Here is a 26,248-nt window from a genome sequence, read left to right on the forward strand (position 1 = left end):
CATGTGCAGCCTGAAAAAAATAAACTGGGAATTCCCTTGATGAACGACAACAATAGCGATTACACATCAGAAGATCAGGTACCTCAGGAAGAGGACAACAAGATCCACGAGCCACGCCTGTGGCGCGACAAGGGCTGGACAGCCCAGGTCATCAAGAATGACGACGATGAAGGCTGGGCAGTTGCCATGATCAAGGATGGTGAACCTGAACCTGCACTGGTTGGCCCATGGACCATGGGGCGCGATAAAAAAAATCCCAAACCACTGGATGCAAATGCCTTTGGCACGCTGGTGAAAACTGCATCCGAGGTAATACGCCGCCATGAGCAGCAATTGCATGCAACATTGCACAAGAGCCTGATGGTTGCAACAGATGAGGCAGACTTCAAGATCATGCTCGACATCGTGCCGGATGAGGATGATCCCTATGCCTGGCTCAGTGCGCAAGATGCAGGCAATACCGAGCTGGCGAGAGTCAGGGTTGCCCCCAACTATAAATTGAACCAACAAAATGCCAGGGCCTGGATAGCGGATGATTTTCGTCGTCCAGATTAAAATTCAATTTTCTTCCACAGCGAGACCATGGGCTCACAAGCAAGCTTTGTAGAATTTATTCTCGACCAGTTAAGCAGTTGTGAAGACGTGGTCGCGAAAAAAATGTTTGGTGAATACGCACTGTATATGTCGGGCAAGATGTTTGCGCTGATATGCGATGATCAACTCTTCATCAAGCCGACAACGGCGGGGCAGCAACGCCTAACACAATTGCAAACGGCAGTCACCGAAGCACAGCCCTACCCTCAGGCCAAGCCCTGGTATCTCATCGACAGTGATTTGCTGGAAGACCGGGATGGCCTGACCACCCTGGCGCGTGCCACTGCGAATGCTTTGCCAGTACCAGTCAAAAAGACCAGCAAAACCACTAAAAAGAACCAGGCCTGAGACTGAACTGAAACCCAGGCATGGCTCTTTTTTATCTTCAAATTCCGTGAGCGCTGATGGAATTTATTCATCAACGCCACCGGTAACAATCAATTAAAAATTGTATTGCAAACCAGCCGACAGATTGCTGCCGGAAGTGCCGCTATTCGAGAACGTCCGGGCATTGTATTTCTCGAATTCTGCACGAACGGCTACGTTAGGAGTTATCTTGTAAGACACGCCTACCCCAAGCAGTGCCTGGTTGCCCGTGTTGGAGGCTGAATAGGAAGGCAGGCCTGAAGTGTCGTAAGTCGTTTCTGCTTTTACACGCGCAATACCGAGCTTGGCAAAACCAGCAAAAGCCTCATTGAATTCATAGTTATACACGCCCGCCAGGCTGAAGCCGGTTTTCTTTTGTTCGCTATGGCCTAGCGGCACACCTGAATTGATTGAGGTCTTGCCACCAGAAAAATAACTGCTTTCTACTGCAAAATTCTTGTTGAAGTTGTAGCCGCCGAACAGCTTGTAGCTGGTGGCCTTGGAATCGCAAGTGGTGGCGTAGTTGCAGTAGTTGCTGTTATCGCTCTGGCCTACGGAAGCACCAAGATAAGTCTGGGCAGTAGCAAAAGAGCTGGCGAGCATACCCACCGCTGCACACGCGATGAGAGTAAGTTTTTTGATCAACATAAGTATCCTTTGTTCACTAGTTGGTATATCTGAACAGTCTCAGATAGCTGGCCTGAAGCATCAAAGCACATCGCCAAACAGGTATTTAGCTGTTTCGTTGCCCAGGAAGCAATTTAAGGGTATACAAAGGATTGCAAAATTTAAATCAAAAATGCCCAAGTACCGTTTTAATGTCTTATTGGTATCACCTGACTAAACTCTGACTATATGCATTGAACAAAGAGTTTTAGCCCCAATCAGGGTGCTGGTCTTGAAATTTCCAGCGGCAACATCAAATACTCTGGCACGAAGCTATTCACCGGAGAAAAGATGGCGTTTGACCCATTGAATCTGAAACAGGCATCATCTGCCTTTGAACAGAGTCTGAACCGTGTCATTGATGAACGGGTAGCACCATTGGTGGACAGGTCCATCCATCAGGTCAGTAATGAATTGTCTGAAGTTATACGTCAGGCTGGCGAGCAGGTGGACAGGAATATCGCCCTGCTGTCTGATGAAATCCATAGCCAGCGCAGCATGACCAAGGATGACATCAGGGAGCTGATTGATTATTCCACGGCGCAGATAGGTGCGGCGATAGACCAGCGCATACTGGCCATCAAACATGAAACCTCCACACTGATCAATGAGAAAGTTGATTTGCTCAAGTGTGAGCTAGAAGACGCTGCCGTCAACAGCCGCAAGACCATGTATGCGAATGTAGCCATCTCCATAGGTGCAGCCGTTTTGATGGCGCTGGTTGGTCTGGCGTATAAAAAAATATCGATGGGTGAACTGAATCTCCTGAATGTATTCAGGGTGACCTTGCTGTCCTGTGCGACGTTTACTTTTGTCCTGTCCATGCTGAAGTTCATACAACGCTGGCGCAGCATGAAGCGCGTCAAGAAAGGTGTGGCAACGGTAGCCATAGGCTATCTCGGTATCTTGCGGCCAAACGGGGCGACTGGTTTGCTAGTGCTCAGCGTGTGCCTGATGGCAGGCTGGGCCTGGTTGTATCTGGGAAAAATCTGGTTCTAGGGTTTGTCAGGGCTCACCTCGCTGGCCCGATTTATTCCCGATTCAGGCCGGGTTCGTCAAAACTTGCGAACCGGCAACAGGTTTTTTAAAATTAGGCGTACAATTTAAAGCTTATTTGATTTGCTTATATCGATGAACTTTTTCTGTTGTGCAGCATCACAACATGAAGTTCGGTCTTAACGATCTGCACTTCTTACCATTCCTGCTTTAAGTATCTTTAGCGCTGCCCAGGCGCTGACGCCCTGACCTATGCAAACCAAGAAATTCGATCCTGTCTTCAATTCCTATCTGATTTATGTCGGTGTCGCCATCGCATCTGGTGGCGTTGCTTTATATACACCTATCATTGTCTCTGAAACGGGCAAGGCTTTCTCAGGGTTTTGGGCAGCATCAATTTTGTTTGGCTTGAACCTGGGCCGGGTGCTGGGTTCTTATATGGGTAGCAGATTTTCCCGTATGGCGAACCACCCGCTGGCGATCTCAGGCAATATCCTGCTCGAAGGCATCGCCCTGTACTTCATGGCTTACCTGAATCAGGCCTGGGCGCTGGCGCTGTTTGCCTTGCTGGCGGGCCTTGGCAGCGGCTTGTCCTTCCCCGGTTTGAAAAATTATTTATTGAAGCTCAAGGGTCTGGATCAGACTTCCATCTTCAGCAAACTGGCTTTCGCGATACGCATGGGTCTGGTTGGCGGCTACCTGACTGCCAGTTTTGTACCGCATGATCAGTTGAAGCTGGTGTTCCTGATCGTACTGATCACCTTCATCGTGTATGGGTTGTTCATGCTGATTGCCATGCGTGCCATCAGCGAGCATGAGCAAGAGAGTCTGGCGCTGGAACAAAAAGCTCAGGCAGATGAAGCAGCCAGTACAACTGCAATAGCCGCTGCTGAATCAGAAAAACCGGTAGAACTGCCACTGATGTTTTATTTGTCGAATTCAGTATTCTGGTGTTTTGCCGTGCAACCCATGATAGGTTTCAGCCTGCATATTCCGAAGTTCACACCTGAGATACCGGTGTCCACGCCTTTCTGGCTGGCAGCGTTGGTGATCATTTTTTTCCAGATACCAATTTCCAAACGTGCAGTGCGCACGCTGGACCATTTCCGTTTCCTGAAGATAGGCTATGCCTGCCTGTTTGTCAGTTTTGCCATCATGGTGGTGTTTACCCATAGTGCTGCTGCCGTCATTGTTTCTGCGATCTTGCTGTCTTTTGGCCAGGTATTTTATGGGCCTTCGCTGGATGTGCTGGTCGCACGCTTTGCCAACAAATCGGCGGCGGATACTGGCAGGCTGATGTCGCAGCAGATGTTTTACCAAAGCATGGGCACCATGGTCGGCAGCCTGGCGGGTGGCGCCTTGTTTGATTTTGCCCAGTTCCTGAAAATGCCAGGGGTCAACTGGTTCATGCTGGCATTGGCCAGCCTTGCCATGATGATGCTCAGCCAGAAAAAAATTCCCGCGCTTTATTACGATGCTGGTCAAAGGGTTCCTGGTGCCAGCTAAGTCTGTCCTTTACCGAAAGCCTGCAACTGCAGGCTTTTTTTATCATGCCATCACTGCTGACAGAAACTGACACTGGCACATCCTAAGATGTCTTTGCCTTGAACAACATATCAATGCAAACAACATCACCTTTAGGAGCAGATACCATGATGACCCCAAGCTATGTCCTTTTATATGTCGATAGTCCAGAAGCCAGCGCAGGCTTTTACAGCAAGATACTGGGCCTGACACCAGTAGAAGCATCCCCTACTTTTTACCTGTTCATACTGGACTCAGGCCACAAACTGGGTTTGTGGTCAAAACACACAGTAGAACCGGGTGCTACCCAGGCTGGCGGCAGTGAGCTGGCTTTTGCAGTCGCTGACAATGCCACGGTCAATAGCACCCATGACAACTGGGCCACGCGCGGCACGACGATAATCCAAAACCCTTGCAGCATGGATTTTGGCTATACCTTCGTCGCGCAAGACCCTGACGGTCACCGCCTGCGCGTTTTCGCGCCAGCCTGATCATGGCTGCCCAACAGTGCCGTAACTGGATCGCTGTTGCCTCTGCCGACCACGTGCTGCGTGGTCAGGCAGATGGCTACATGCAAGTCTGCCATGGCAAGGCAGCACCTTTGCGACGCCTGCAAGCGGGCGACAGGGTCGCGTATTACTCACCAAGCCAGGTCTTTGGCAGCAAGATCAGATTGCAGACTTTCACTGCCATAGGCAGGGTCAGGCCGAGCGAAGCCTATCAGGCAGACATGGGAGATGATTTTCATCCATTCCGGCGTGAAGTAGTGTGGACACCATCACGGCACGCAAGCATCCTGCCCTTGCTTCAGACACTGGAATTTTCTGCAGGAGTGAAGAATTGGGGTTATCAATTCCGCTTTGGCCTGTTTGCCGTCAGCGAACATGATATGCAGGTGATTGCCTCAGCCATGGGTGTCGCCAAAGACTGGTTTGATACTGGTCATGAGGGAGCAGAACCATATCTACACGCAAATGCAGAAACAAATTTACAACTCAGCCTGGGCTTAAACTGATACTGTCTATGAAGTGGCACAAGTCAGGCGTTACAATGACGCCTGATCGTTTACCTGACATAGAGAACCAGTTTGCCTGCACAATTACAGTCCACTCCTCCTGATCTGCCAATACGCCCCTGGGCAGCAGCCATGCTGTTCTTGCTCGCGGCTGTCTGCATGTCGGGCTGTGACAGTAAGGATGGTGGTAAAGCCCTGCAACTGACAGACTGGCTTAGGGTCAGCAATCTGGCGGCAGAAATCCCGGCTGCTGGCGCACCACCAGCGCCAACACTGCGATATGCGATACGCAAACCTCAACGCATCTGGTTCATTGCCTATGATGACTGGCCAGACCTAGACTACGATCTGGTCAACCTTATCGATGACAAGAATATTCTCGTCGCCAGGAGCAGCAAATATGCAAAGACCCAGGCAGCAAAAGACGGCAAGCCTGCCGACACACAGGTCAGGCTTCTTAACGTCCATGGTGGCGCTGAAATCTCTCTCTGCCCATCAGCGGAAATGATCAACGCGCCAGCGAACAGTGATTTTGCAGATTGCGTAGAAATCAGCAAGGCCAACAAATTGATCGTCAAGCGCGTCGATTTTCACGGCAAACTGCTGCAAACCACCAGTATGGCTGCCAATGAATGGGATGACCTGATGACGCAAAAGAACGTGGCGTATTACGATGAGCAGCAGCAAGCCTATGTACTGGAAATTGGCAAAGACAATACCTATTGCCGCCTGATCGCACCAGGTAAGGAAAACAGCCTCAGCTTTACCTTGAATCTCATGGATACCAAAAGCAAGTGTGACGACTTGCCAACCTGGGCCGCCATCACCCGCAAAAAATTAAGCAAGGCACTGAGCTTTGGTGAACTCGGCAAGCATGCTGCCATCTGGAAAAAACTGGAAACTTCCCATCCCGGCTGGCTGCCTGCCAAAAACGTCATCCAGGATGCCAGCGAAAAGAAAGCGTCTGCGCCGCCAGCCAGTTGAGCTTGATGTTAAACTACCCCTGTCGTTTCCTTATACGCTTGTTGTTTGCCTATGATAGTCAGAACCTTAGTCGTCATTTGTGCCATCGTTTCGATTTATTTTGGCATAGACAATTTGCAAAAATATCGCACCATGCGGGTTCCTGTCAGCGAGCTTGAACAAGTCGATGGCAATCTTGTGCTGATGGTGCACGAGGTGGATAACAATCCTGGCTATGTGGTCAATGGCAGCTTTAACAAACAGCTCTTGAAACTGACCTATAGTTACAATTTCAATGGCATGGAAAGAAGCACTGACACCATCTCCCCCATCTGCACAGTGTGCGAAGCCAAGCACGTGCTGAGAATGACAGGTTTAAAACCGGCAGAACTGGTTCCCGGTGCACCGCTGAAGGTCTATGTATCTTCAACTGATCCCAATAAGGCCTACCTCGCCCTGCCCACCTCTGGCGAACTACAATCACAGATGTGGACCGTATTCTTGTGGCTGGTCTTTGCACCCGCCATGTGCCTGCTGTTCTACAAACTCGAGGGCAGTGGCAAAAAGCCGGACGAAGATACCGTCAAAGAAACCCAGGCATCATCCGGCGCGCCAGACAGGCTTCCTGAAGACTGACTTCAGGCTGAATTTTGGCAAAATTCCGACTTAACGCCAAATATATTCCGGCTGAATTTCAGACAGCATCCGTTTTTGGGGATTGCTCGTAGGCCGTATATTTCCTGGCATCGCCTTTGGCTTGCTCTACCGGGTACTTGATAGCATTGAGCACGATCTTTTCCATACTGGCCGCAAACAGATCAACTTCCAGCGCATCAGCCAACATGACCAGATAATTGAGTACGTCCGCCATCTCGTGGCGCACAGCAGTTTTTGCATGTTCGTCAAGCTCATCCGCCTTGCCAGTTGGCAGCCATTGAAAAATCTCCAGTAACTCTGCTGCCTCTACTGTCAGCGCACTGGCCAGGTTCTTGGGAGTATGGAATTGTGCCCAGTCACGTTCGGCAACGAACTGGCGCAAACGGTCACGGATATCTGTATATTGAACTTCAGGTACTGGCGTAGTCTGGGACATAATGAATTGAAAAAGAGGGTCTGCTTAAAATGAGCCTAAGTGGCCTAAGTGGCATAAGTGGCCTTCCACAACCGCGGACGGTATTGTACATGGCTAAAGCAGCCATATCCCTTTCGCCTTCTTTATAAGCAGACTACACTTCAATTCACAAAAATCAATTCTCCAGAAAACGTTGCGCATCCAGCGCTGCCATACAGCCAGTACCAGCACTGGTAATCGCCTGGCGATAGATATGATCCTGCACGTCGCCAGCAGCAAACACACCTGGTACATTGGTGGCTGTTGCCATGCCCTCGGTACCGGTACGGGTTTTGATATAGCCATTCTTCATGTCGAGCTGGCCATCAAAAATGCTGGTATTTGGTTTGTGACCAATCGCGATGAATACGCCATGTAAAGTAATTGGAGTAATGGTTCCATCCGCAGCCTTGACATTAATGCCTGTCACGCCAGAGTCATCACCAATGACTTCATCCAGCGTATGGTTCCATTTGACTGCTATCTTGCCTTCAGCAACCTTGGCCATCAGACGGTCAATCAAGATTGCCTCTGCACGGAATTTGTCGCGACGGTGGATGACGGTAACCTTGCTGGCGATATTCGACAGGTAGAGGGCTTCTTCCACCGCTGTATTACCACCACCAACGACAGCCACTTCCTTGCCGCGGTAAAAGAAACCATCGCAAGTGGCGCAGGCAGACACGCCTTTACCCATGAAGGCCTGTTCAGATGGCAGCCCCAGGTACTGGGCAGATGCACCAGTGGCGATGATCAAAGAATCACAGGTGTATTCTGCCTGGTCGCCGATCAGGCGTATCGGTTTTTCATCAAGCTTGGCGGTGTGGATGTAATCAAAAATGATTTCTGTATTAAAACGCTCTGCGTGTTGCAAGAAACGCTGCATCAGTTCTGGTCCTTGTACGCCCATAGGGTCGGCAGGCCAGTTCTCTACATCGGTGGTGGTCATCAACTGGCCGCCTTGTTCTACACCGGTGATCAGTACAGGTTTCAGATTGGCGCGGGCAGCATACACGGCGGCGGAATAACCTGCGGGGCCAGAGCCAAGAATTAATACGCGGGCATGTTTGGGTGTGGACATAGCAGTGATTAGAATAGTATGAATTACAAGGCAAAATGGCGTGACAGGTGAGCAATGAAACGCTCAGGTTCGAGGTAGCCTATGATGCGGCTATCTGGAACTTCCTTGCCGTTACGGTCAAACAGGATGATGCCTGGTGGGCCAAACAGGGAAAAACGTTTCATCAGCGCTTTTTGCGTATCGCTGTTGGCGGTCACATCCACCTGCAACAAGCGCAGTTGCTTGAGTTGTGCGCTGACCTTGGGTTCTGAAAAAGTAAACCTCTCCATCTCCTTGCAGGATACGCACCAGTCGGCATAAAAATCCAGCAACACTGGCGCGTCTGCCTTTGCCAGAGTGGCTTCAAGCTCAGCTACGCTTTGTATGCGGGTGAATTTATTGTCGCTATGGTTTTTTGCATCGCCTGCGGCAAGTTGCGCGCCGCTATTCTCTGTAACGCGCAAATGTGCCAAAGGTTGCAAGGCATCTTTGCCATTGCTGGCGGCACCGATCAATTCAAACATCCCCACCAGCATGAAGGTGATACCCAGGGCCTTGGCAAAATAGAGACGCAGCCTGGCACCTGCAGGGATAGGATCAAATACATGCAGGAAGACCGCGCACAGTATGGCAAAAGCACCCCAGGCAGCCATCATCACCGTAACAGGGAATACTGGCGACACCATCCAGATGGCAACTGCAATCAGCAACAGGCCAAACAATTTCTTGACATGATTCATCCAGGCACCAGCACGCGGCAACAGACTGCCAGCAGAAATGCCCGTCAACAGCAAAGGTACACTCATGCCCACTGCCATGGAGAACAAGGCCCAGGCACCTGTCATCACATTACGTGTCTGGCTGATGTAGAGCAAAGCACCCGCCAGTGGCCCGGCCACGCAGGGGCCGACGATCAATGCAGACAAAGCCCCCATGACAAACACGCCAAGGAATTTGCCACCACTGAAACTGCCACTGGTTTGACTCAAGCGGCTTTGCAAGCCACCAGGTAATTGCAATTGATAGACATCAAACATGGACAATGCCAGACCCACCAGCAAGGCACCAAATGTCAGTAAGACCCAGGGCTTTTGCAAGGCTCCGGCCAAGCCTTCGCCAGCCAGGCCTGCAGCCACACCCAACAGGGTATACACCATTGCCATTCCCAGGCAATATGATAGAGCCAGCATGAAGCCACGGCCACGCGATACATTGCCCTCACCCACGATGATGGATGACAGGATAGGTACCATGGGCAATACGCAGGGAGTAAAAGACAGCAGCAAACCAAATACCAGGAAGGCCAGGCCTATGCGCCACAGGCTGCCGCTTTGCAAGGTGCGCTGTGCCAGCGAACTGTCATCTTCCGGGGGCTTGACATCCTTGGAGGCAGTCACTGTTGGAGCAGGGGCACTGGCCGCTGCGACTTGCGCGATCTGCTCTGCGGGCACAAGGCTCAACTTGCCGGGTACAGAGGTATCAACCTTATAATGTTGTTCTGCGGGCGGATAACACAAGCCGGCATCGGCACAGCCCTGATAGCCTACCTTCAAAGTGAAGACCTTGTCCGCTTCGGCGACAGGCAATTCCACCACCAGTTTATCATTATAGGTTTCAACTTCCTTGTTGAAGGTGGTATCGAATTTGCGTATGCCGTCCGGCAAGCGCGGTTCAGCAAGAGTGATGCCCTGCTCTACTGCATTGAAACTCAGGCGCTCTTTATACAGATGATAATCCTTGGCAATGACCCACGACAGCACCAGGGTTTTCGCTCGACTGACATCGCGCAATTCAGCCTGCAACTGGAACGCGCGCTCTGGTTCCAGAAAATCATCGGCATGGGCAGGCGGATGCAATAGAGTTGCTATCAACAACACCGGCAATAGCGACAACAGCCGCAAGGCAGAAAATAATTTATAAAAATACTGTTTCATATGAACTCCTGTTTTTTAGCAGCAAGACTGCTACCACTGCTTGCTGATACCCAGTTGTATGCTTTGCGCCTTCAGCGCTGCAAGACCGGGGCTGCCCTTGTGGAATAGTCGCCAGTTACCGTGCTGCTCATAGTTTTCCAGCTTGATATCTACAGTCCAATCACTGGTCAATTGCTTGCTCACTTTGAAGCCAAAGGTCAATGCGCCAAAACCCGACAAGCGCTGGTCAGCAGAGCTGGGCTGGGTAGAAGCAAACTGATAGCCTGGCGGAAAAGGTGCTCCGAGTTGTGCATCATAGACAGGGTCAAAATAGAAACTGGCCGCACTTTGGCTATACACACGCAGCGACGGCGCGATTGTCCAGCCTTGCGAAAATGGCTGTACATACTCTGCTGTCAGGGTATGCGCCTTGACATCGTAAGTGTCGCTGTAGTAGCGATAGCTGAAGCGGCCTGTGCCACCCGTGCCCAGGAAGTGGTGATTCCAGCGGGCCAACAAGGTAGTCTGATTACGCTCTCTAGGCCTGCGATCCAGCGCCTTGTAAGGGTCAGAGAAATATCCCTCCCCTCTGCTATGACTGAGCGTCAATTGGGCGATGTCTTCTGCGGTCAATATCTGCGTGACACCTGCCATGATGCTGATCGTCTTTTTAGTCTCGTTTTTAACGATCAGGTTGGTAGGATTGATACGGTCATGGCTACCACCCAGGCCAACAGTCCAGGTGGTATTTTTATCTTCTGAAGAAAAATTCCCGGTTGCAGACAAGGCACGCGACTCGTAATCATGCTCAGTTGAATATGCGGTACCGACTGTCAGGCTGGCACGCGGGAAGTAACGGGTAAACGCCACATCACCGGCAGTGCGCTGGTCATTCATGCGCGATGCACCAGAGATCGCGGTATGGTAACGCGGCGATGCACCGGATACGTCGTCCGAAGTCAGAGTAGCATCCAGCGACCAGTCTGCACCCAGGGGAGTAATCAGTGAAAGCGAAGGCGAGTTTGCTGTAATACGTTTCAGGCCCGCCTGTTTTTCTTCATAGTTCAGATACTTGAGGCTGAGGCTGGCATGCTCAGGCGGCGTCTCGGCCTTGACAACACCAGGTAGTAACAAGGCGGCAGTCAGCAATGCTGCACCGATGGTTTGCATATCAGATGAAGCAGGCAAGGTTTCAGACTCGGTAGAGGCAATAAGGGGAACCGAAGTTTTTTCAATAATTTTAGTCATGTCGAAATTCTCTGATTAATTGCAACCACAACCACCGCCGCCCACACCGGCACCACCAGAAGCTGATTCGCGGCTGGTGTAGATGTGTTCGCCATAACGGGATTCCAGCCTGTCGTTTTCAAAGGTCATGGCTGTTTTCGCCAGATTGCCTTTTTCCCAGGGCTGTACGGGTTTGATCGTGCCGCAAGCAGACAACGCCAATGCAGCGCTGGCTATCAATAACATCGTCGTGGTTTTCTTTACGATGACCTTCATTTGATTGCTCCCAACGAGGATTTTATTTTTTCTTCCAGCGCCGCCCTGTCTGCTTCCTTGAAGCCTGCATGCTCAAAGATGATTTTTCCATCCGGACCTATCAGCACGCTACTCGGCATGCCTTTCACGCCATAGCTACGGGGAGTCGCGCCAGCAGGGTCAAACGCCACCAAAAAGCGGGCCGGTGTGGTCGTCAAGAATTGACGGGCATCTTCATTTTTTTGATCGAGATTGACGCCGATGATCTGCAAACCCTGCGCACCGTATTTCGATTGCAGCTCATTCATCCATGGGAAAGACTGGCGGCAGGGGCCGCACCATGAAGCCCAGAAATCCAGATACACCAACTTGCCCTGATACTTGGCCAGATTGATATTGCCTTCCACACCCTTGAGATCAAATGCCGGGGCGGTGCTACCTTTATCCAGCGCCATTGCTGAGGTTGCCATGAGCAGTGCAGCAATGCCCAGTGCAAAGCGTTTTTTGTATATATTCATAGAGAATTTCATATTCTTGGCCCTATCGTTTTCATATTCTTAAACCTGAAAGCCGGACCGCAGCCCGGCTTTACTGATTAATCCTGTACCCTGGCCTGACGTGTCTGCTTCCTGCGCCAGATGATGACTGCCACAGCGAGCATGACGAGAACCGGCAGCATGGGGTCATTGCCATCGCGGGCAACCGAGCAACCACCGCCACCTTCATTTCTTGGCGCATTGGCTGTCACAGTTGGTGTGGTCGCATTCACGGCTGTGCCTGAAAAGGCGATGTTCCAGGTCGTACTGGTGTCTGAAGAGCTGATGACGACGCTACCATTGTTAGTACCTGCATTTGTTGGGGCATAACTGACCACCAGTTCGCAAGAAGTATTTGCCTGCAGGCTGAATGGGAAGCGTGGGCAGGATGAGCCATCCACCACCGCTGCGTATGCACCACTGAACGCAGCATTTGTCAGCGCAATCGCAGCGCTGCCTGGGTTAGTCAGCGTGAAGCGTTTTACCAGGTTGGCACTGCCTATCGTGGCAGAACCAAAGTCAAAAGATTGCGGATTGATATTCAGCGTAACAGTCTTGACAGGGATCGCTACGCCAGTGCCCGCCAGCCCCAGACTGAGTTGCGCACCACCATCGGTCACCAGCAAGACATTTGCGGTTTTACTACCTGCGCTGCCCGGCTTGAAGCTGGTATCGATGGTGCAGCTTGCTGCCGGGCTCAGCGTGCCGTTTGTGCTGCAAGTACCGGCCAATATAAAGTCATTGAGCTGGCTGCCATTCAAGACCAGGCTGGTGATTTTCAGCGCTGCAGTGCCGGTATTACTCAGCGTGGTCGTATGCTTGGCAGAAGTGGTGCCAACCTGGGTGTCGCTGAACTGTACTGTGCCGGTATCTGACAAGACCGGTTTCGCAACTGCCTGTTTGGTCGCCGTACCAGTAATAGCTACCTGCAAAGGCGCAGCATTGGATGTCACAGCCAGGCTGGCGCTGACATCACCCTCGACCGTCGGTGTGAATACCACGGGTACATTGCAATTCGCACCAACTGCGAGGCTGCTGCCACAAGTACTACCTGCACCCAGCGTAATTGCTGATGCACCGCTGATTTTGATTGATGTGAAAGTCAGTGCGACATTGCCGGTATTGGATAAACTGATCTGTTGTGTCAATGGTGAAGCAGCTACCGTCTGGGCACCAAAGGCCAGCACGCTGGGTGTCGCGGTAATGGCCGGTGAAGCTGCCGCCGCACTGCCCGCGAGGCTGACGACGGCATTGCCGTTCGAGGCATTGCTGGCGATATTCAATGCTGCCGCAAAAGCACCTGCAGTGGCTGGTGTTGCCTGCAAGGTGATGGTGCATTGGCCACCTGCGGCAACTGCAGTCTGTGTACTGCAGGTGCCACCAACGGCAAAGATACCTGCATTGGCGCCACTCAAGGCAATGGAACTGAAATTCAGGGCTGCCTGGCCGCTATTGCTGATGTTAACAGTCTGCAGTGCAGACGCAGCATTCACCAGCAGCGTACCAAAGTTCAGGCTACTGGCTGACACTGTGAGGCCAGCCTGAGCAGCGGCATTTCCGGTGCCGCTCAGCGTAACCAGACTAACACCGCCAGTCGCATTGTGGCTGATACTGATATTGGCAGTACGACTGCCTTGTGCAGTTGGTTTGAATGTAGATAACACAGTGCAACTGGCACTTGGCGCCAGTGAACTGCCACCTGCGCAGCTACCGCCAGCAAGATTAAAGTCCGTAGCGGATCCACCTGTCAGCGCAATCGAAGTGATATTCAATGCGGCAGACCCGGTATTGCTAAGCGTGGCACTCAATGCCGTGCTGGTCTGGCCTACCGTGGTTCCGGTAAACACCAGGCTGGCAGATGAAACTGTGGCTATCGGCCCGGCTACGACGCTGGGGTTGCCGATGAATGCAGCAAGGTCAGCGATTTCATCTGCGGTGAATTTATTCCTGTATAAATTCCCCATGCCACCTTTATTCTGGGCAAAGGCATTGCTGATTTCTGTTGGATTATTCGCTCCACGCAAAATACCGTTGACGTTATTGGCAGGGGTAGCGCCATGGCAGGCGGTGCAACTGGTGCCGCCGCCTGTTGGGCCATTCAGATACAGGCTTTTGCCATTCAGGGCATCTGCTGCATGAGCTGCTGACATGCCAGCAAATAACACAGTCCCCAGCACACTGAGCTGCCGTAGCGTGCGCGTAAAACGAAAATGCAAGTTCATCATAGTTCCCTTCAATGATTAAATTTTTTACTGCATGCAAACACCAAGAGCCATTCCATTGAATACGGCATGGGTCAGCGCGCATAATCTCCAGTCACGTGTCGCCTGGTACAGCATCGCCAGCAGCAAGCCTGGTAAAAAAACAGCCGACACTACTGCCCAGCCAGATGCCAGATGCAAGCCGCTGAACGCCGTCGCAGACAACAACACCGGCATCAACCTTGTATGGCTACCCGGCTCATAAAACCGGTCTATCAGGTATTGCTGCAAACCAGCACGCACGACCAACTCTTCCAGAACCGGTGCCAGCAGCAATAGCCGCAACAGGGTTGCCATATCCACTGACCACAACTGATTTCCACACATCGCTTGCTGAACAAAAATAGGAGAGATAAGGTTCATCGATAAGCAATGCGGGTGGATTAAAAAAGAGGTTTTTCTTCACATGAAAAAATAGACCTCTTCGTTTGTTTCAAGCGGTTAATACGTGAATCATTGAAATTGGTTCAAAGAAAAATGAAATATTTTTTTGATGCGAGAAAAAACATCAGCAGTTTGCGAACTTGCCGGTTTTTTTGCGGTGGAAATTTGAAGAGAAAATATGGTGAGCGAAGATAAAAATTTCACCATGGCGATGCGCTACAATCATTTGCGAACGCTTGGACTGAGCAAGATATGGCAGATGACTGGTTGACCAGAAAGCATTATTATTTAAACAACAATCCCTCATCAGGCTAATGCCAGATATTTTTTACGCCGACATGAACCTTTTCCACCTGAGCAGGTATTAACAGCTAATCGAGGAGAGTGCAGGCATGTTTGAGAATTGGGGATGGCGAGGTAAAACTGACAAGAAACGTCCAGATACCCCGGAAGCGCAGGAAGTTGAATTGATCACTTTGATAGCAAACGCCGATCGCCAGGCGTTTGAGGCCTTGTATCGTCTGTACTTTGGCAGGCTGGCCAGGTTTCTGGACAAAATGACACGCGATACACATCTAATAGAAGAAATAGTCAACGATACAATGCTGGTCGTCTGGCAAAAAGCGCCCAGCTTTAACCATACTTCCCGCGTATCCACCTGGGTATTTGCGATAGCCTATCGCCAGGCCTTGAAAGCCATCAACAGTTTTGATGAAGCAGTCGAATCCGATTTTGAGCATCATGCAGCAGAGACCAGATACGAGCCAGAACAACAGATGTCAGCCCAGCAGCTTGATGCCGACCTGAGCCGCGCCCTGCGTGCCCTGCCAATGGAGCAACGCGTAGTCGTGAGCCTCACTTATTATCATGAGATGGGATACAAGGAAATCGCTGAAACCATGGAATGCCCGGTCAATACCGTCAAGACCCGGATGTTCCACGCCAGACAGCGTTTGAGATTCATGCTTTCCGACAGCATGGAGGAAATATTATGAACACGAAAACAAACCAGGTTCATCAATCTGATGAGTCTGACCATAGCCAGGTGCAGGACTTGTTGCCCTGGTATGCCAACAATACCCTGCAAGCTGATGAACAGCAGTTGGTACGAGCGCATTTGCAAACCTGCACTGCATGTCAGAATGACCTGCAATGGCAACAAAAGCTGAAGGCTGGTGAACCGGCGGCAAGTACAGTTCCCAATGTGGACAGAGCCCTCGCCCGTCTTTTACCAAAGCTGGATAGGCAAGTACAAGCAGCCAAAGTTAACAATACCAATAACTTCATGGCACGCTTGTGGACGCTGTTTACTGCGGATGGCAAGGCTCCTGCGCGTTGGGGAATGGCGGTCATGGCAGCACAAACTGCCGTCATTGTCGGACTGGTCGCGTTTATGGCACTGCCCAGGCAGGACGACAGCAGTTATCGCGTACTTGGCAGCGGTGAGCGTTCTTCCGGTAATATTGTGGTTGTATTCAAACCAGAAACCACAGTCAAAGATATACAACGCATCATGTCCATCAACGACGCCCGCATCATCGATGGCCCGACCGTCACCAATGCCTACCTGCTCAATGTCGATGATTCCAGGCTGGAGCAAAGCATCAGGGAACTGCGCTCTGAGGCGGGCATAGAGCTGGTTGAATCCCTGGGTTCGGGAGCTGCAAAATGAAAGCACGCTGGACTAATCGTCTGAGTCAATTCGGTCTTTGCCTTTTCCTCACATTGACAGCGCTATCCGGTGCCAGGCTGGCCAGTGCAGACACTGTCGTCGAACAGGAGCAGAACACAGCAAAGGAACCTGAAGCCAAGCGCCGGATACTGGTCATGCTGCACTTGCCTGCCCCGCATTTTCGCCCGGATGTTAGTTATAGCGGTGGTTACAGCAATGATGTCAGCCGCACCGCACGTCGTCGTATCGCTGAAGAACTGGCGCGCACCCATGGCCTGAAACTGCTGGAAGACTGGCCCATGCCAGTGCTGAATGTGGATTGCTTTGTCATGGAAGAAAGCGATGCCATCTCTGAAGAACAGACCATCGCCAGCCTGAGCAAGGATGCCCGTGTAGCCTGGGTGCAGACCATCAATACCTTTGATGCACAGGCAAAAAGCGACCCGCTGTTCCCGGTCCAGCCTGCGAACAAATACTGGCAGCTTGATGAAATACGCAAGATTGCGACTGGCCGCAATGTGGTCGTGGCGATCATCGACAGCGGGGTAGAAATCAAGCACCCTGATCTGGCCGGACAAATCTCGCTGAATCAAAACTTCATCGATGGTAATCCTTATATTGGTGAAAACCATGGTACAGGCGTGGCTGGCGTTATCGCCGCGCGTGCTGGCAATGGCGTCGGTATAGAGGGCATCGCGCCGAATACCCATGTCATGGCCCTCAGAGCGTGCTGGCAAGAGCCAGAAAATAAAACCAGGTGCAATAGCTTCACCCTCGGCAAGGCACTTAATTTCGCCCTGACGCAGGGTGTGCAAGTGATTAACATGAGTTTGTCTGGCCCGCCAGACCGCCTGTTGAGGCAATTGCTTGATGCTGCCATTTCCCGCAATATCAAGATAGTAGGTGCCATGGACCCCAACCGTGCCGATGGCGGCTTCCCGGCTTCACATCCTGGTGTGTTTGCGGTAGCAGACAGCAAAACGAAATTGCTGACGAATGACATACTAATAGCACCAGGGCGTGATATTCCTACGACTGCGCCAGGGGCTCGCTGGAGCTTTGTCTCTGGCTCATCATATTCGGCCGCGCATATCTCAGGCATGATGGCCTTGCTCAGCGAACTGAAGCCATCAGCCAGCCTCGCACAAATACGTGCTGACCTGGTGGTTAATCCGGTGAGCCAGGGTGACACTAATATCAGTGGGCAAGTCAACCTGTGCGCCACTCTCAGCAAACTGACGAGTAAATGCGCCTGTTCTTGCCATTTGACACCCTCTTCAGCAACGGCAGCACATCAACCCTAGTAGATATATGTTATATCCCATGTATCTTCATTAAGGAATGGTATTGCTTAAATTTTGTGTGATTCTGGTCTTTTCCATCTTTGCTGTTGCTGGCAAGGCATGCGCACAAGTCAGTGGCAGTATCACGCTTGCTTCCGATTATAGTTACCGCGGTATCTCGCTGAGTAATGAGCAGCCAGTAGTGCAATTAAACATGGTCTATGATGCGCCAGACGGCTGGTATGCCGGTGCTTTCGGTTCAAAAGTTAAACTGAATGGGGATAGCAGTGACGGCGAACAAATCTTGCTGTATTCGGGATTTTCTCGACGTCTGCGCAGCGGCTTGATCTGGGAGGCTGGCGCTACTGCGGCACTTTTCCCTAAATCTACCGACCTTAATTACGGCGAAGTGTTTACCGGACTGATGTTCGATAATCTCAATGCCAGAATTTATTACTCTCCCAATTACATAGGACTTAATAGCAAGACCCTGTATCTGGAAGCCAATGCAGACTACCAGTTGCGAGAGCGTCTGGATCTGTTTTCCCACATAGGCTGGCTGGTTTATCCAGATGGTAAAGTCGGGCAGGTAAACCGCAACCGCGTTGATGTGCGCATAGGGGTAGGCAGTAATTTTTCTTCCTGGAAGTTGCAACTGGCTTATGGCATCACCAGACCACAGTACAGTTACAGCACAGGAAAGTACCAGAGCAACTCCCGCAACAGCCTGGTATTCAGCGCCAGCTATTTATTCTGACGGATTTGCCGTTTTTGCTATTAAGTAAAGCAGGCTAGCCCAGACAATCAGCGCCCCTTGATTTTTCTTCAATACAGCAATATTTCACCAGCAGATATTGCGATGCAAAAATAATGCTTACAAATTAAGCAGGCTAGCGCTAAAATGCGTTATTAACAAATAATGCTGCATTGCGCCATTTTTTAAAGCCATTTAAAACAGAATATCGTTTTAAAGACTTTTAGTTATTGCCGCCTCATCCCACACTCTGGAGAGTTTCATGTCTTTGCTTACTGAACAATTATCATCTGCTGCCCAGAATCAATTGGCGAAACAAATTGCCGTTTTTCAGGCATGGTCACAACTGGCCTTTGGCGGCCTGGAAAAACTGATCACCCTGAATTTCAATACTGCCAAACAATCACTGGAAAATGCAAATAGCGTGACCCATGAACTGTTTGCGGTCAAACAAGCGCAAGAATTGCTGGACTTGAGCCGCTCGCAGGCTCAGCCACAACTGGAAAAAATCCTGTCCTATGGCCGCGAACTGGCCGCCATCAGCATTGATACCCGCACTGAATTGTGGCAAATCGTCAGCAAGCAAGGTAATGCTGAGATAGTCGCTACAGTTGCCATTGCTAAGCCAGCTCTTAAAGCCGCGCCTGCCGCAGTTACAAAACCAGTAGTGACAAAACCAGTCGTTGCAAAACCAGCAGTTACAAAACCAGCAGTTACAAAGCCAGTCGTTGCAAAACCAGCAGTTACAAAGCCAGCGGTCAAAAAACTCGCTGCCAAACCTATTGCAGCGACCAAGCAACTGACTTTGCTGGCTGAGCCAGAAGTCAAAACCGCAAAAACACCTGCCAAACCGAAAGCTGTTGCCAAGGTCGCAGAAAAGCCAGTAGCCAAAGTCGCAGCCAAACCTGCGGCCAAGGCCCCCGCGACAAAGACTGTGATCAAGCCAGTTCCAGCCAAAACTGAAGCAGTAAAAAAACCTGTGAAAACCACCGCAGCAGCAGCAGTTGAAGCTACACCGGCTGCGCCTGTTCCAGTCATTACCCCGGCAGAGCCTTTGCCAGCAGCAACGACTGCTGTAATAGAAAAAACTCTGGAAAAGAAAACCAGTCCGGCCAAAAAGCCAGCCGCAAAAACTGAGGCAGCAGACAGTGCAACTCCAGTTAAAACGGACAGCGCACCTGCAGCCAGTACTGAGAAAAAATCTGCTGTGAAATTTCCATTTCCAGCCACATCAAATTTGAAGAAGGCACCTGGCTTTCCAGCCAATAACGGCAAACCAGCCTACAAGGCAAAATCCAGCGCCGCCACAGGTGCCAAGAAGCCAGTTCGTCAGTAATAAAACAGGCAATAAAATAAGCCGCCGTGCTGATCAGCTTTGATCGGCATTGCGGCTTTATCACATCTGCTGACTGTCTCTAAACCCTATTCATCCTGACGGCTGCCCTTGCGATAATCAGTAGGACTGCTACCGGTCCAATGTTTGAATGCGCGGCAAAAACCAGTGGCATCGAAGAAGCCCAGATCGAAGGCCAGCGTTGCTATTGCCGTGTTCGAGTTTGTCAACCTATGGACGGCAATATCGCGTCGCAGCCCGTCTTTCACCGCCTGAAAATGCGTTCCTTCCTCTGCAAATCGGCGGTTCAGTGTGCGCACGGAAGTATGCAATACCTTTGCTAGATCCTGTATTGTCACTGGCTGGGCAATATGCGGTTCAAGGTATTCGCGCGTTTTGGCGACTAGCGAAGCGCGGTGAAATGCGCTGAAGGTCCAGTCCTCCGGTGCACGTTTCAGGAATGCCCATAGCTCGTGCTTTTCGCGTTTGAATAACTCTGCACAATCCTGGTATGAAAAGTAAATGCCCGTCATGCCAGCATCGAAGCTCACCTCACCGGGATACAGGAACGCATAGTCATCCGCGTGTCTGGGCCGGGTGAAGCTGAACTCGACACGGTGCAGGTTGATCTCCCTGCCCAGCAGCCAGGATGCGATGCCGTGTATCAGCTTCATCATCAACTCATGCCCGAGTGGCGTGACCTGCGTACCAGGTGTTCTTTCTGCTAGAGCCAGCCTTACCAGATTATTTTTTGTTGAAATCTGCAGCCGGTAATCGTCCAGGAGCAAATTCCAGAAGCGGACAAAACGATGCAAAGCGACCAGCACGGTTGGAGCATCCAGCAGGCTGAGCATCAGGTATTTCAGGGTGCCAGTGCGGACAGGCCGGGACCACAAGCCCAGCATTTCGTCATCCAGCGTCGCGGCGACTGTTCTGTATAGCGCGACGTATTGCTGACGCGTCAGCCGTGCATCAGGCTGATGGAGCAGAGACTGGGGATAGCAGCGCTCGCCAGTACCTGCGCCGTCACTTTTTCCCCATGCTGAGTGCGCACGAAGTGCAACATGCCATGCAGGAAATGGGCTGAAACAGTAAGAGTGCCTTGCCAGGATAGCGTCATAGTTCTTTCATTATGGCGCATTTTGCATATTCATTGGCGTGATGTGCCGATTTTTTATCTATCATCACCCTATACTTATTGATGATTTCAACCACGACCTTGGTGTGCGTTTAGCCGCTGCATGGCGTATTTTGCCTATCGTAATCTGCGCATTTTCATTGATCAAAACAGGAGCATGATGTGAATACAAGACGAATTGTCGTGACAGGCATGGGTATGGTGTCGCCGCTGGGCTGCGGTGTTGAGGCTGTGTGGCAACGCCTCTTGAATGGGCATTCAGGTTTGGCTTTACTGCCTGAAGAAGTCACTGAAGGGATAGCAGCCAAAGTTGCTGGCGTCGTACCCGAATTGTCGCCAGACCGCCCATGGGGATTCGACCCTGCCCTCTCCGTGGAACCCAAGGACCACAAGAAAATGGACAGGTTCAGCCTGTTTGCCCTGGCAGCAGCGCAGGAGGCCTTGAACCAGGCGCGCTGGCAGCCCGGTACAGACAGCGAACGTGAAAGGACGGCCACCATCGTCGGCTCAGGCGTGGGCGGGTTCGGCGCTATTGTTGATGCAGTGAGAACCACTGATGGTCGTGGGCCAAAACGGCTTTCGCCTTTTACCGTCCCGAGTTTTCTGGCCAATATGGCAGCTGGACACATCTCCATACGCCATGGCTTTCGTGGCCCATTAGGCGCACCTGTCACCGCCTGCGCGGCCAGCGCGCAGGCGATTGGCGACGCAGCACGCCTGATACGTGCTGGTGAAGCCGACATTGCCTTGTGTGGCGGGGCCGAAGCCTGCATTGACCGTGTCAGCTTTGGCGCATTCGCTGCCGCAAGAACCATGTCCACCAGCTTTAATGATCATCCCACGCAGGCATCGCGCCCCTTCGATATCGAGCGTGACGGCTTTGTCATGGGAGAAGGAGCAGGCATGCTGGTCATTGAAGAACTCGAACATGCCTTGCGCCGTGGTGCCACGCCGATTGCAGAACTGCTGGGCTATGGCACCAGCGCTGACGCGTATCACATGACGTCTCCCCCCGCTGACGGCGACGGTGGCCGACGCGCCATGGAACTGGCGATACGGCAAGCCGGGCTAGTGCCCGGACAGATAGGGCATTTGAACGCCCACGCAACATCAACACCAGTCGGCGACATCAGCGAACTGGCTGCCATCAAGGCGATATTCGGAACAGGTCGCGGCCCTGCCGTATCTGCCACCAAATCCTCAACAGGACATTTGCTCGGCGCAGCAGGTGGTGTGGAAGCGATCTTCACTGTGCTTGCCTTGCGTGATCAGATGGCACCTCCGACACTGAACCTTGCACAGCCAGATCCTGCCTCCGAGGGCATAGAGATAGTCACTGGTACGGCCCGCAAAATAGCTACGGACTATGCCATCTCCAATGGCTTCGGTTTTGGTGGTGTCAATGCCAGCCTGGTATTTCGTCGATTTTGATTTTTATGGAGGGCTGGAAGAAGAGTTGACATGCAGGCAACCATGAAAAATGTATCTCTAAAGCAAAAACTATACTTTTTCCTTATCATTTTGCTCTGAAATTGCCTTGCAGTGTCAGTTGATCGCTTAGAATGAATCAAACATCTGGCGATAATAAAATGAATCTTTACCAGTTAGCGGGCATGTTGTGCACGGCAGGCATATTTACAATCCGTCAAAGTGCGTATGCACAAGAACCTATCACAGTTGCCTGGCGTATCAAACCGCCGCATCAATACCTGGAAAATGGTGTGGAAAAAGGCGTATTGCTTGAGCGTGCCAAACAGGTCTTCAGCAATGCGCAAATCCCGCACCGTTTTGTCGAAGAACCGGCAAAACGTATCTGGAGTAATTTTTCCGGCGGCTCCAAGAATTATTGCTCATTCGGCTGGTACCGTATCCCGGAGAGAGAAACCCTGGTGCAGTTTTCAGAAGTATTTCATACTGACCCGCCGCATACCCTGCTGGTCAGCCCGGCTGCGGCCAAACAAGTGGCTGCGCACCGTTCACTGAAGTCCCTGATGTCCGACCCCAGTCTGACGCTGGGCATAGTCGATGCAGTGTCATATGGCCCTGAACTGGATACCATGTTCACGACCACTAAAAACAAGGTCGAACGCAGCACTACCCTGCCCATGATCATGGCCCGCATGGTAGCTGCCAACCGCGCATCCTATATGCTGATAGACAGGGAAGACTGGGAATACCTGAAGGACAAGGAAGAAAGCCTGAGCCAGACCACGCAAATGGATTTACAAGGCATGCCTGCAGGCTTGAACCGCTATATCGTGTGCAGCAAGGATGTCACGGCAGAGCAAATGCGCAAGATCAATACGGCTTTGCTCAAGATATATCCGGTGAGGAAATAACAAGTTGACTAAGCCAGCTTTTCCCACTCATCCCTGAGCAAGGCGTACATAGCGATATCGCGGTGTTTACCACGTGAGAATGTGGCACCCCGTGCTACCCCTTCTTTCTGGAAACCACAATTGATTGCCACTTTTTCTGAAGCGATATTGTCAATGTTCATGTGAATTTCGAGGCGGTTGATGAGCATGGTACTGAACAGATAATTCCTGAGCAATTTGACAGCCTCGGTCATGATGCCTTTGCCGTGCAGGTTTTTGACGAACATGCCATAACCGATTTCGCGGGAATTGAAATAAGGTACAGTCTTGAAATGGAAAACACGGCCTATGATCTTCTCATTTTCATCAATGATCAAAAACGTCTCGACCTGCTCTTTGGAACGTGATTCATCTTCAAATTTCTTCTCTGCCACACCTGGCAACATCAATTCCTGGGACAAAAAATCACCCTTGGCATCAGGGTGATTCATCAGGTCCAACAGGGTCATGACATCTTCTTTCCTGACGTGGCGCAGGTGAAAGCAACTTCCTTTGATCATGCATACACTCCTGTGTTGAGCAATAGTACTGGTCGTCAATATTCTGATATGGACAAAGGCTAGTGACAAGAGTTCCCGAAATCCTTGGGAATATGCAAGAACGCCTAGGTTTCCAGCAAACGCCTTTGCCGCTCTTTTTCTTCAAAGATGGCAGATTCAATTTCTTCCATGACAGCGCCCAGATCAACCGGACGGGTATCTTGTGCAACGATGCCGGTCAATACCGTTTCTGGTGTCAGCAAGCCTGCGGTATATAGTTTCCAGATTTCCTTGCCAAACTTTGTACCATTAAGCTCAGGTGCAAACTGGCCAAAATAGGTCGCCAGATTGTTCACATCGCGTTCCAGCATGACGCCTGCTTCGGTATTGCTGGCGGCATCAATTGCCTGCGGCAGATCGATAATCACCGGTCCGTCTTCATCGACGAGGATATTGAATTCAGACAAATCGCCATGAATGACACCGGCGCATAACATCAGCACAACCTGATGCAATAACTGGGCGTGGTATTGGCGTGCCAGCTCTGGCGTCAATTCCACATCGTTGAGGCGGGGCGCGGCATTGCCGTCGGCATCTGTCACCAGGTCCATCAACAATACGCCTTCATGGCAGATATACGGCCTGGGAACTTTGACACCGGCGGCAGCGAGACGATACAGGGCATCGACTTCGGCGTTTTGCCAGACTTCTTCCTGCATCTTGCGACCATAGCGCGTGCCTTTTTCCATGGCGCGGGCCTGGCGGCTATTCTTGACCTTGCGGCCTTCCTGGTAAGACGCAGCATTTTTAAAACTGCGCTGGCTGGCTTCTTTATAGACCTTGGCACAACGAATTTCTTCGCCACAGCGCACGACATATACTGTGGCTTCCTTGCCGCTCATGAGCTGGCGCATGACTTCGTCGATCAAACCTTCTTCCTGCAGGGGCTGCAGTCGTTTTGGTGTTTTCATCCGGTCAGCGTGCTCAGGCTTTGCGTGGCTTGCCGCCAGTTTTTACCAGTTTGACGGGCGCATGGCCGCGTGACTTGTTGCGCATGTCGTAGATAGTCTTGGCGTCCTGCTCGGCGCGTTCTTGCGTGCGCATTTCAGCAATATCGTCATGCAGGGTAAAGAAGTCGGCGGCCTGGGCGCGCATGACATGCTTGATGGCCTCGTCATCGCTGAGGTCAAATCTCTCTGTCATTAAAGTCGTGACTTCATCCAGATATTCTTCATAGGTCATCATGCTGGTTTTTCCTGTCTGTCATGAAGTGCGTTTGGAAACTGCGGCTGTGGACTTATTACATCCATGGCAATTTTTATAACGAATGTGGTCAATAAGGTAGGCTAACTTCATAGCGCTGATTATGCTCATCGCGCCTGAAAGATTACGCCGAAAGACCAGTATTGTACACGTGCTACCCGCTGACAACGGTGTTGCGCCTGTTCTCGGCTACAATGCCGCCTTCCCTGAAAAATTCCAGCCTGGATATTATTGTATGAGTATCATCATCCATGAGGCCTTGCGCGCCTATATAGACCCCCTGACCGAGCATGAATTTACTGCTCTGGAACGCAGCATCCTGACGGAAGGTTGCCGTGACGCCCTGGTATGCTGGGGTGAGATCCTGATAGACGGGCATAACCGCTATGCGATTTGCCAACGTCATAACCTGCCCTACAATATTGTTCAAAACGACAACTTCAGCAATATCGAAGACGTGCAATTGTGGATGATAGACAACCATCTGGGTCGCCGTAGTGTGACTGACTTCCAGCGCGGCATGCTGGCCTTGCGTAAAAAAGAAATCGTGCTGGCCCGCATGAAGGCGCAGGAGGAGCAGGCTCCATCAGCAAATGCTGAGAGCGAAGTCGCCGTCCCGGTTGTCAAACCTACCCAAAGCCGCCAGGAAATTGCCCGTCTGGCAGGCATCAGCAGCAATGCCGTGGTACAAATAGAAAAAATCCAGAAAGCCGCAGCACCTGAGTTGGTACAGGCCGTGCGCGATGGCACTATCTCCATCAGTGCAGCCGCAGCGATTGCCTCCCTGCCCAATGAAGATCAGGTTGCCGCTGTAGCAGGTGGCCGCAAGGAATTGCAACAAGCCGCCCGCCAGGTAAGGGAAAAAGTACGCGAGCAAAAAGCCCCGGCCAAGCCTGTTGCCGCCGAAGCCAGCGCACCGGCTGCGATGGAAGGCAGGCAAGACAGTACCAGCAGTAATGTCAACAATGCGGATGAGCTCAACAGCCTGCGCCAACAAGTCTTGCATCTGCAAACTGAAAACAGTGAATTGCTGAGCCAGATTGCAGCATTGAAAGCTCAACTGGCAGGCTAACCAAA

30 protein-coding genes are annotated in these 26,248 nt (G+C 51.3%); 16 read left to right on the forward strand and 14 right to left on the reverse strand.

Annotated elements, in window-relative coordinates; translation table 11 throughout:
* The first annotated feature begins 39 nt into the window (after nt 1–39).
* Both UNDKW_RS16550 and UNDKW_RS16555 read left to right on the forward strand, forming a co-directional pair.
* A complete protein-coding gene (locus UNDKW_RS16550; protein ID WP_162059565.1) occupies nt 40–555 on the forward strand; it encodes a hypothetical protein in 516 nt (171 codons plus the stop codon).
* Between the two features lie 27 nt (nt 556–582).
* On the forward strand, nt 583–942 hold the full coding sequence (locus tag UNDKW_RS16555) for a TfoX/Sxy family protein (protein ID WP_162059566.1): 360 nt from the start codon (nt 583–585) through the stop codon (nt 940–942).
* Between the two features lie 93 nt (nt 943–1,035).
* Here UNDKW_RS16555 and UNDKW_RS16560 read toward each other — a convergent pair whose 3' ends face one another.
* Entirely contained in the window at nt 1,036–1,608 is a 573-nt protein-coding gene (locus UNDKW_RS16560; protein ID WP_162059567.1) for an outer membrane beta-barrel protein, read from the reverse strand.
* Between the two features lie 309 nt (nt 1,609–1,917).
* Here UNDKW_RS16560 and UNDKW_RS16565 point away from each other — a divergent pair, with 309 nt between their 5' ends.
* The 6 genes from UNDKW_RS16565 to UNDKW_RS16590 all read left to right on the forward strand — a co-directional run bounded on the left by UNDKW_RS16565 (nt 1,918) and on the right by UNDKW_RS16590 (nt 6,760).
* The gene (locus tag UNDKW_RS16565) at nt 1,918–2,625 is read left to right on the forward strand and encodes a hypothetical protein (protein ID WP_162059568.1); all 708 of its coding nucleotides are present in this window, start codon (nt 1,918–1,920) and stop codon (nt 2,623–2,625) included.
* Nucleotides 2,626–2,874: 249 nt separating this feature from the next.
* Nucleotides 2,875–4,128 carry an MFS transporter gene (locus tag UNDKW_RS16570; protein ID WP_162059569.1) on the forward strand — a complete coding sequence of 418 codons (1,254 nt, stop codon included), beginning with the start codon at nt 2,875–2,877 and terminating at the stop codon, nt 4,126–4,128.
* Nucleotides 4,129–4,274: 146 nt separating this feature from the next.
* A complete protein-coding gene (locus UNDKW_RS16575; RefSeq protein ID WP_162059570.1) occupies nt 4,275–4,637 on the forward strand; it encodes a VOC family protein in 363 nt (120 codons plus the stop codon).
* A 2-nt stretch (nt 4,638–4,639) separates the two neighbouring features.
* Nucleotides 4,640–5,161: an EVE domain-containing protein gene (locus tag UNDKW_RS16580; RefSeq protein ID WP_162059571.1), complete on the forward strand. Its 522-nt coding sequence runs from the start codon at nt 4,640–4,642 to the stop codon at nt 5,159–5,161.
* Nucleotides 5,162–5,233: 72 nt separating this feature from the next.
* The gene (locus UNDKW_RS16585; RefSeq protein ID WP_162059572.1) at nt 5,234–6,145 is read left to right on the forward strand and encodes a hypothetical protein; all 912 of its coding nucleotides are present in this window, start codon (nt 5,234–5,236) and stop codon (nt 6,143–6,145) included.
* A gap of 51 nt (nt 6,146–6,196) precedes the next feature.
* Nucleotides 6,197–6,760, forward strand: coding sequence for a hypothetical protein (locus UNDKW_RS16590; RefSeq protein ID WP_162059573.1), 564 nt, complete (start codon nt 6,197–6,199; stop codon nt 6,758–6,760).
* Nucleotides 6,761–6,818: 58 nt separating this feature from the next.
* On the opposite strand, the gene UNDKW_RS16595 is transcribed toward UNDKW_RS16590, so the two are convergent.
* From UNDKW_RS16595 to mrtJ, 8 genes are all read right to left on the reverse strand, one after another.
* A complete protein-coding gene (locus tag UNDKW_RS16595; protein WP_162059574.1) occupies nt 6,819–7,217 on the reverse strand; it encodes a nucleotide pyrophosphohydrolase in 399 nt (132 codons plus the stop codon).
* 154 nt (nt 7,218–7,371) lie between these two features.
* The gene (trxB, locus tag UNDKW_RS16600) at nt 7,372–8,316 is read right to left on the reverse strand and encodes a thioredoxin-disulfide reductase (RefSeq protein WP_162059575.1); all 945 of its coding nucleotides are present in this window, start codon (nt 8,314–8,316) and stop codon (nt 7,372–7,374) included.
* 23 nt (nt 8,317–8,339) lie between these two features.
* Complete coding sequence (gene dsbD, locus UNDKW_RS16605; RefSeq protein WP_162059576.1) at nt 8,340–10,229, reverse strand: protein-disulfide reductase DsbD; 1,890 nt, start codon at nt 10,227–10,229, stop codon at nt 8,340–8,342.
* Nucleotides 10,230–10,259: 30 nt separating this feature from the next.
* Complete coding sequence (locus tag UNDKW_RS16610) at nt 10,260–11,456, reverse strand: DUF3570 domain-containing protein (RefSeq protein ID WP_232063009.1); 1,197 nt, start codon at nt 11,454–11,456, stop codon at nt 10,260–10,262.
* Between the two features lie 15 nt (nt 11,457–11,471).
* A complete protein-coding gene (locus UNDKW_RS16615) occupies nt 11,472–11,711 on the reverse strand; it encodes a DUF4266 domain-containing protein (RefSeq protein ID WP_162042075.1) in 240 nt (79 codons plus the stop codon).
* Nucleotides 11,708–12,208 (reverse strand): TlpA disulfide reductase family protein, encoded by a 501-nt coding sequence (locus UNDKW_RS16620; protein WP_232063010.1) that lies wholly within the window; start codon nt 12,206–12,208, stop codon nt 11,708–11,710. Before UNDKW_RS16620 ends, UNDKW_RS16615 begins: the two co-directional genes overlap by 4 nt.
* A 77-nt stretch (nt 12,209–12,285) precedes the next feature.
* Nucleotides 12,286–14,448, reverse strand: a complete 2,163-nt coding sequence (locus tag UNDKW_RS16625) for a choice-of-anchor D domain-containing protein (protein WP_232063011.1) — start codon at nt 14,446–14,448, stop codon at nt 12,286–12,288.
* A gap of 27 nt (nt 14,449–14,475) precedes the next feature.
* Nucleotides 14,476–14,784 carry a JDVT-CTERM system glutamic-type intramembrane protease gene (mrtJ, locus tag UNDKW_RS16630; protein WP_232063012.1) on the reverse strand — a complete coding sequence of 103 codons (309 nt, stop codon included), beginning with the start codon at nt 14,782–14,784 and terminating at the stop codon, nt 14,476–14,478.
* 479 nt (nt 14,785–15,263) lie between these two features.
* On the opposite strand from mrtJ, the gene UNDKW_RS16635 reads away from it, so the two are divergent.
* The 5 genes from UNDKW_RS16635 (at nt 15,264) to phaP (ending at nt 19,916) form a co-directional block, all read left to right on the forward strand.
* Nucleotides 15,264–15,866, forward strand: a complete 603-nt coding sequence (locus tag UNDKW_RS16635) for an RNA polymerase sigma factor (protein ID WP_162059579.1) — start codon at nt 15,264–15,266, stop codon at nt 15,864–15,866.
* On the forward strand, nt 15,863–16,543 hold the full coding sequence (locus UNDKW_RS16640; protein WP_162059580.1) for a zf-HC2 domain-containing protein: 681 nt from the start codon (nt 15,863–15,865) through the stop codon (nt 16,541–16,543). The genes UNDKW_RS16635 and UNDKW_RS16640 overlap by 4 nt, the downstream gene beginning before the upstream one ends.
* Nucleotides 16,540–17,847 (forward strand): S8 family serine peptidase, encoded by a 1,308-nt coding sequence (locus UNDKW_RS16645; RefSeq protein ID WP_162059581.1) that lies wholly within the window; start codon nt 16,540–16,542, stop codon nt 17,845–17,847. Before UNDKW_RS16640 ends, UNDKW_RS16645 begins: the two co-directional genes overlap by 4 nt.
* Nucleotides 17,848–17,890: 43 nt before the next feature.
* Entirely contained in the window at nt 17,891–18,583 is a 693-nt protein-coding gene (locus UNDKW_RS16650) for a TorF family putative porin (RefSeq protein WP_162059582.1), read from the forward strand.
* A gap of 259 nt (nt 18,584–18,842) precedes the next feature.
* The gene (gene phaP, locus UNDKW_RS30980) at nt 18,843–19,916 is read left to right on the forward strand and encodes a phasin family protein (protein ID WP_162059583.1); all 1,074 of its coding nucleotides are present in this window, start codon (nt 18,843–18,845) and stop codon (nt 19,914–19,916) included.
* Between the two features lie 86 nt (nt 19,917–20,002).
* On the opposite strand, the gene UNDKW_RS16660 is transcribed toward phaP, so the two are convergent.
* Together UNDKW_RS16660 and UNDKW_RS30520 are read right to left on the reverse strand one after the other, a co-directional pair.
* A complete protein-coding gene (locus tag UNDKW_RS16660; protein ID WP_370529139.1) occupies nt 20,003–20,902 on the reverse strand; it encodes an AraC family transcriptional regulator ligand-binding domain-containing protein in 900 nt (299 codons plus the stop codon).
* Nucleotides 20,875–21,033, reverse strand: coding sequence for a hypothetical protein (locus UNDKW_RS30520; protein ID WP_232063013.1), 159 nt, complete (start codon nt 21,031–21,033; stop codon nt 20,875–20,877). Before UNDKW_RS30520 ends, UNDKW_RS16660 begins: the two co-directional genes overlap by 28 nt.
* A gap of 180 nt (nt 21,034–21,213) precedes the next feature.
* Between UNDKW_RS30520 and fabF the strand changes: the two genes are divergently transcribed.
* Complete coding sequence (fabF, locus tag UNDKW_RS16665) at nt 21,214–22,482, forward strand: beta-ketoacyl-ACP synthase II (protein ID WP_162059584.1); 1,269 nt, start codon at nt 21,214–21,216, stop codon at nt 22,480–22,482.
* A gap of 131 nt (nt 22,483–22,613) precedes the next feature.
* Entirely contained in the window at nt 22,614–23,390 is a 777-nt protein-coding gene (locus UNDKW_RS16670; RefSeq protein ID WP_162059585.1) for a transporter substrate-binding domain-containing protein, read from the forward strand.
* 8 nt (nt 23,391–23,398) lie between these two features.
* Here the strand turns inward: UNDKW_RS16670 and UNDKW_RS16675 are convergent, their stop codons facing one another.
* The 3 genes from UNDKW_RS16675 to UNDKW_RS16685 form a co-directional block, all read right to left on the reverse strand.
* Nucleotides 23,399–23,929 carry a GNAT family N-acetyltransferase gene (locus UNDKW_RS16675; RefSeq protein ID WP_162059586.1) on the reverse strand — a complete coding sequence of 177 codons (531 nt, stop codon included), beginning with the start codon at nt 23,927–23,929 and terminating at the stop codon, nt 23,399–23,401.
* A 104-nt stretch (nt 23,930–24,033) separates the two neighbouring features.
* On the reverse strand, nt 24,034–24,879 hold the full coding sequence (locus UNDKW_RS16680) for a PA4780 family RIO1-like protein kinase (RefSeq protein ID WP_162059587.1): 846 nt from the start codon (nt 24,877–24,879) through the stop codon (nt 24,034–24,036).
* 13 nt (nt 24,880–24,892) lie between these two features.
* Nucleotides 24,893–25,150, reverse strand: coding sequence for a hypothetical protein (locus UNDKW_RS16685; RefSeq protein ID WP_162044671.1), 258 nt, complete (start codon nt 25,148–25,150; stop codon nt 24,893–24,895).
* A 256-nt stretch (nt 25,151–25,406) separates the two neighbouring features.
* Between UNDKW_RS16685 and UNDKW_RS16690 the strand changes: the two genes are divergently transcribed.
* The gene (locus UNDKW_RS16690; protein ID WP_162059588.1) at nt 25,407–26,243 is read left to right on the forward strand and encodes a hypothetical protein; all 837 of its coding nucleotides are present in this window, start codon (nt 25,407–25,409) and stop codon (nt 26,241–26,243) included.
* Nucleotides 26,244–26,248 lie beyond the last annotated feature (5 nt).

It is taken from the genome of Undibacterium sp. KW1 (assembly GCF_009937955.1).
In the GTDB taxonomy this organism is placed as follows: Bacteria; Pseudomonadota; Gammaproteobacteria; order Burkholderiales; family Burkholderiaceae_D; genus Undibacterium.

Coding starts and splice junctions, on each gene's coding strand:
- UNDKW_RS16550 (WP_162059565.1), top strand. CDS start 40: ATGAACGACAACAATAGCGATTACACATCAGAAGATCAGGTACCTCAG.
- UNDKW_RS16555 (WP_162059566.1), top strand. CDS start 583: ATGGGCTCACAAGCAAGCTTTGTAGAATTTATTCTCGACCAGTTAAGC.
- UNDKW_RS16560 (WP_162059567.1), bottom strand. CDS start 1,608: ATGTTGATCAAAAAACTTACTCTCATCGCGTGTGCAGCGGTGGGTATG.
- UNDKW_RS16565 (WP_162059568.1), top strand. CDS start 1,918: ATGGCGTTTGACCCATTGAATCTGAAACAGGCATCATCTGCCTTTGAA.
- UNDKW_RS16570 (WP_162059569.1), top strand. CDS start 2,875: ATGCAAACCAAGAAATTCGATCCTGTCTTCAATTCCTATCTGATTTAT.
- UNDKW_RS16575 (WP_162059570.1), top strand. CDS start 4,275: ATGATGACCCCAAGCTATGTCCTTTTATATGTCGATAGTCCAGAAGCC.
- UNDKW_RS16580 (WP_162059571.1), top strand. CDS start 4,640: ATGGCTGCCCAACAGTGCCGTAACTGGATCGCTGTTGCCTCTGCCGAC.
- UNDKW_RS16590 (WP_162059573.1), top strand. CDS start 6,197: ATGATAGTCAGAACCTTAGTCGTCATTTGTGCCATCGTTTCGATTTAT.
- UNDKW_RS16595 (WP_162059574.1), bottom strand. CDS start 7,217: ATGTCCCAGACTACGCCAGTACCTGAAGTTCAATATACAGATATCCGT.
- trxB (WP_162059575.1), bottom strand. CDS start 8,316: ATGTCCACACCCAAACATGCCCGCGTATTAATTCTTGGCTCTGGCCCC.
- dsbD (WP_162059576.1), bottom strand. CDS start 10,229: ATGAAACAGTATTTTTATAAATTATTTTCTGCCTTGCGGCTGTTGTCG.
- UNDKW_RS16610 (WP_232063009.1), bottom strand. CDS start 11,456: ATGACTAAAATTATTGAAAAAACTTCGGTTCCCCTTATTGCCTCTACC.
- UNDKW_RS16615 (WP_162042075.1), bottom strand. CDS start 11,711: ATGAAGGTCATCGTAAAGAAAACCACGACGATGTTATTGATAGCCAGC.
- UNDKW_RS16620 (WP_232063010.1), bottom strand. CDS start 12,208: ATGAATATATACAAAAAACGCTTTGCACTGGGCATTGCTGCACTGCTC.
- UNDKW_RS16625 (WP_232063011.1), bottom strand. CDS start 14,448: ATGAACTTGCATTTTCGTTTTACGCGCACGCTACGGCAGCTCAGTGTG.
- mrtJ (WP_232063012.1), bottom strand. CDS start 14,784: ATGGCAACCCTGTTGCGGCTATTGCTGCTGGCACCGGTTCTGGAAGAG.
- UNDKW_RS16635 (WP_162059579.1), top strand. CDS start 15,264: ATGTTTGAGAATTGGGGATGGCGAGGTAAAACTGACAAGAAACGTCCA.
- UNDKW_RS16640 (WP_162059580.1), top strand. CDS start 15,863: ATGAACACGAAAACAAACCAGGTTCATCAATCTGATGAGTCTGACCAT.
- UNDKW_RS16645 (WP_162059581.1), top strand. CDS start 16,540: ATGAAAGCACGCTGGACTAATCGTCTGAGTCAATTCGGTCTTTGCCTT.
- phaP (WP_162059583.1), top strand. CDS start 18,843: ATGTCTTTGCTTACTGAACAATTATCATCTGCTGCCCAGAATCAATTG.
- UNDKW_RS30520 (WP_232063013.1), bottom strand. CDS start 21,033: ATGACGCTATCCTGGCAAGGCACTCTTACTGTTTCAGCCCATTTCCTG.
- UNDKW_RS16670 (WP_162059585.1), top strand. CDS start 22,614: ATGAATCAAACATCTGGCGATAATAAAATGAATCTTTACCAGTTAGCG.
- UNDKW_RS16675 (WP_162059586.1), bottom strand. CDS start 23,929: ATGATCAAAGGAAGTTGCTTTCACCTGCGCCACGTCAGGAAAGAAGAT.
- UNDKW_RS16680 (WP_162059587.1), bottom strand. CDS start 24,879: ATGAAAACACCAAAACGACTGCAGCCCCTGCAGGAAGAAGGTTTGATC.
- UNDKW_RS16685 (WP_162044671.1), bottom strand. CDS start 25,150: ATGACCTATGAAGAATATCTGGATGAAGTCACGACTTTAATGACAGAG.
- UNDKW_RS16690 (WP_162059588.1), top strand. CDS start 25,407: ATGAGTATCATCATCCATGAGGCCTTGCGCGCCTATATAGACCCCCTG.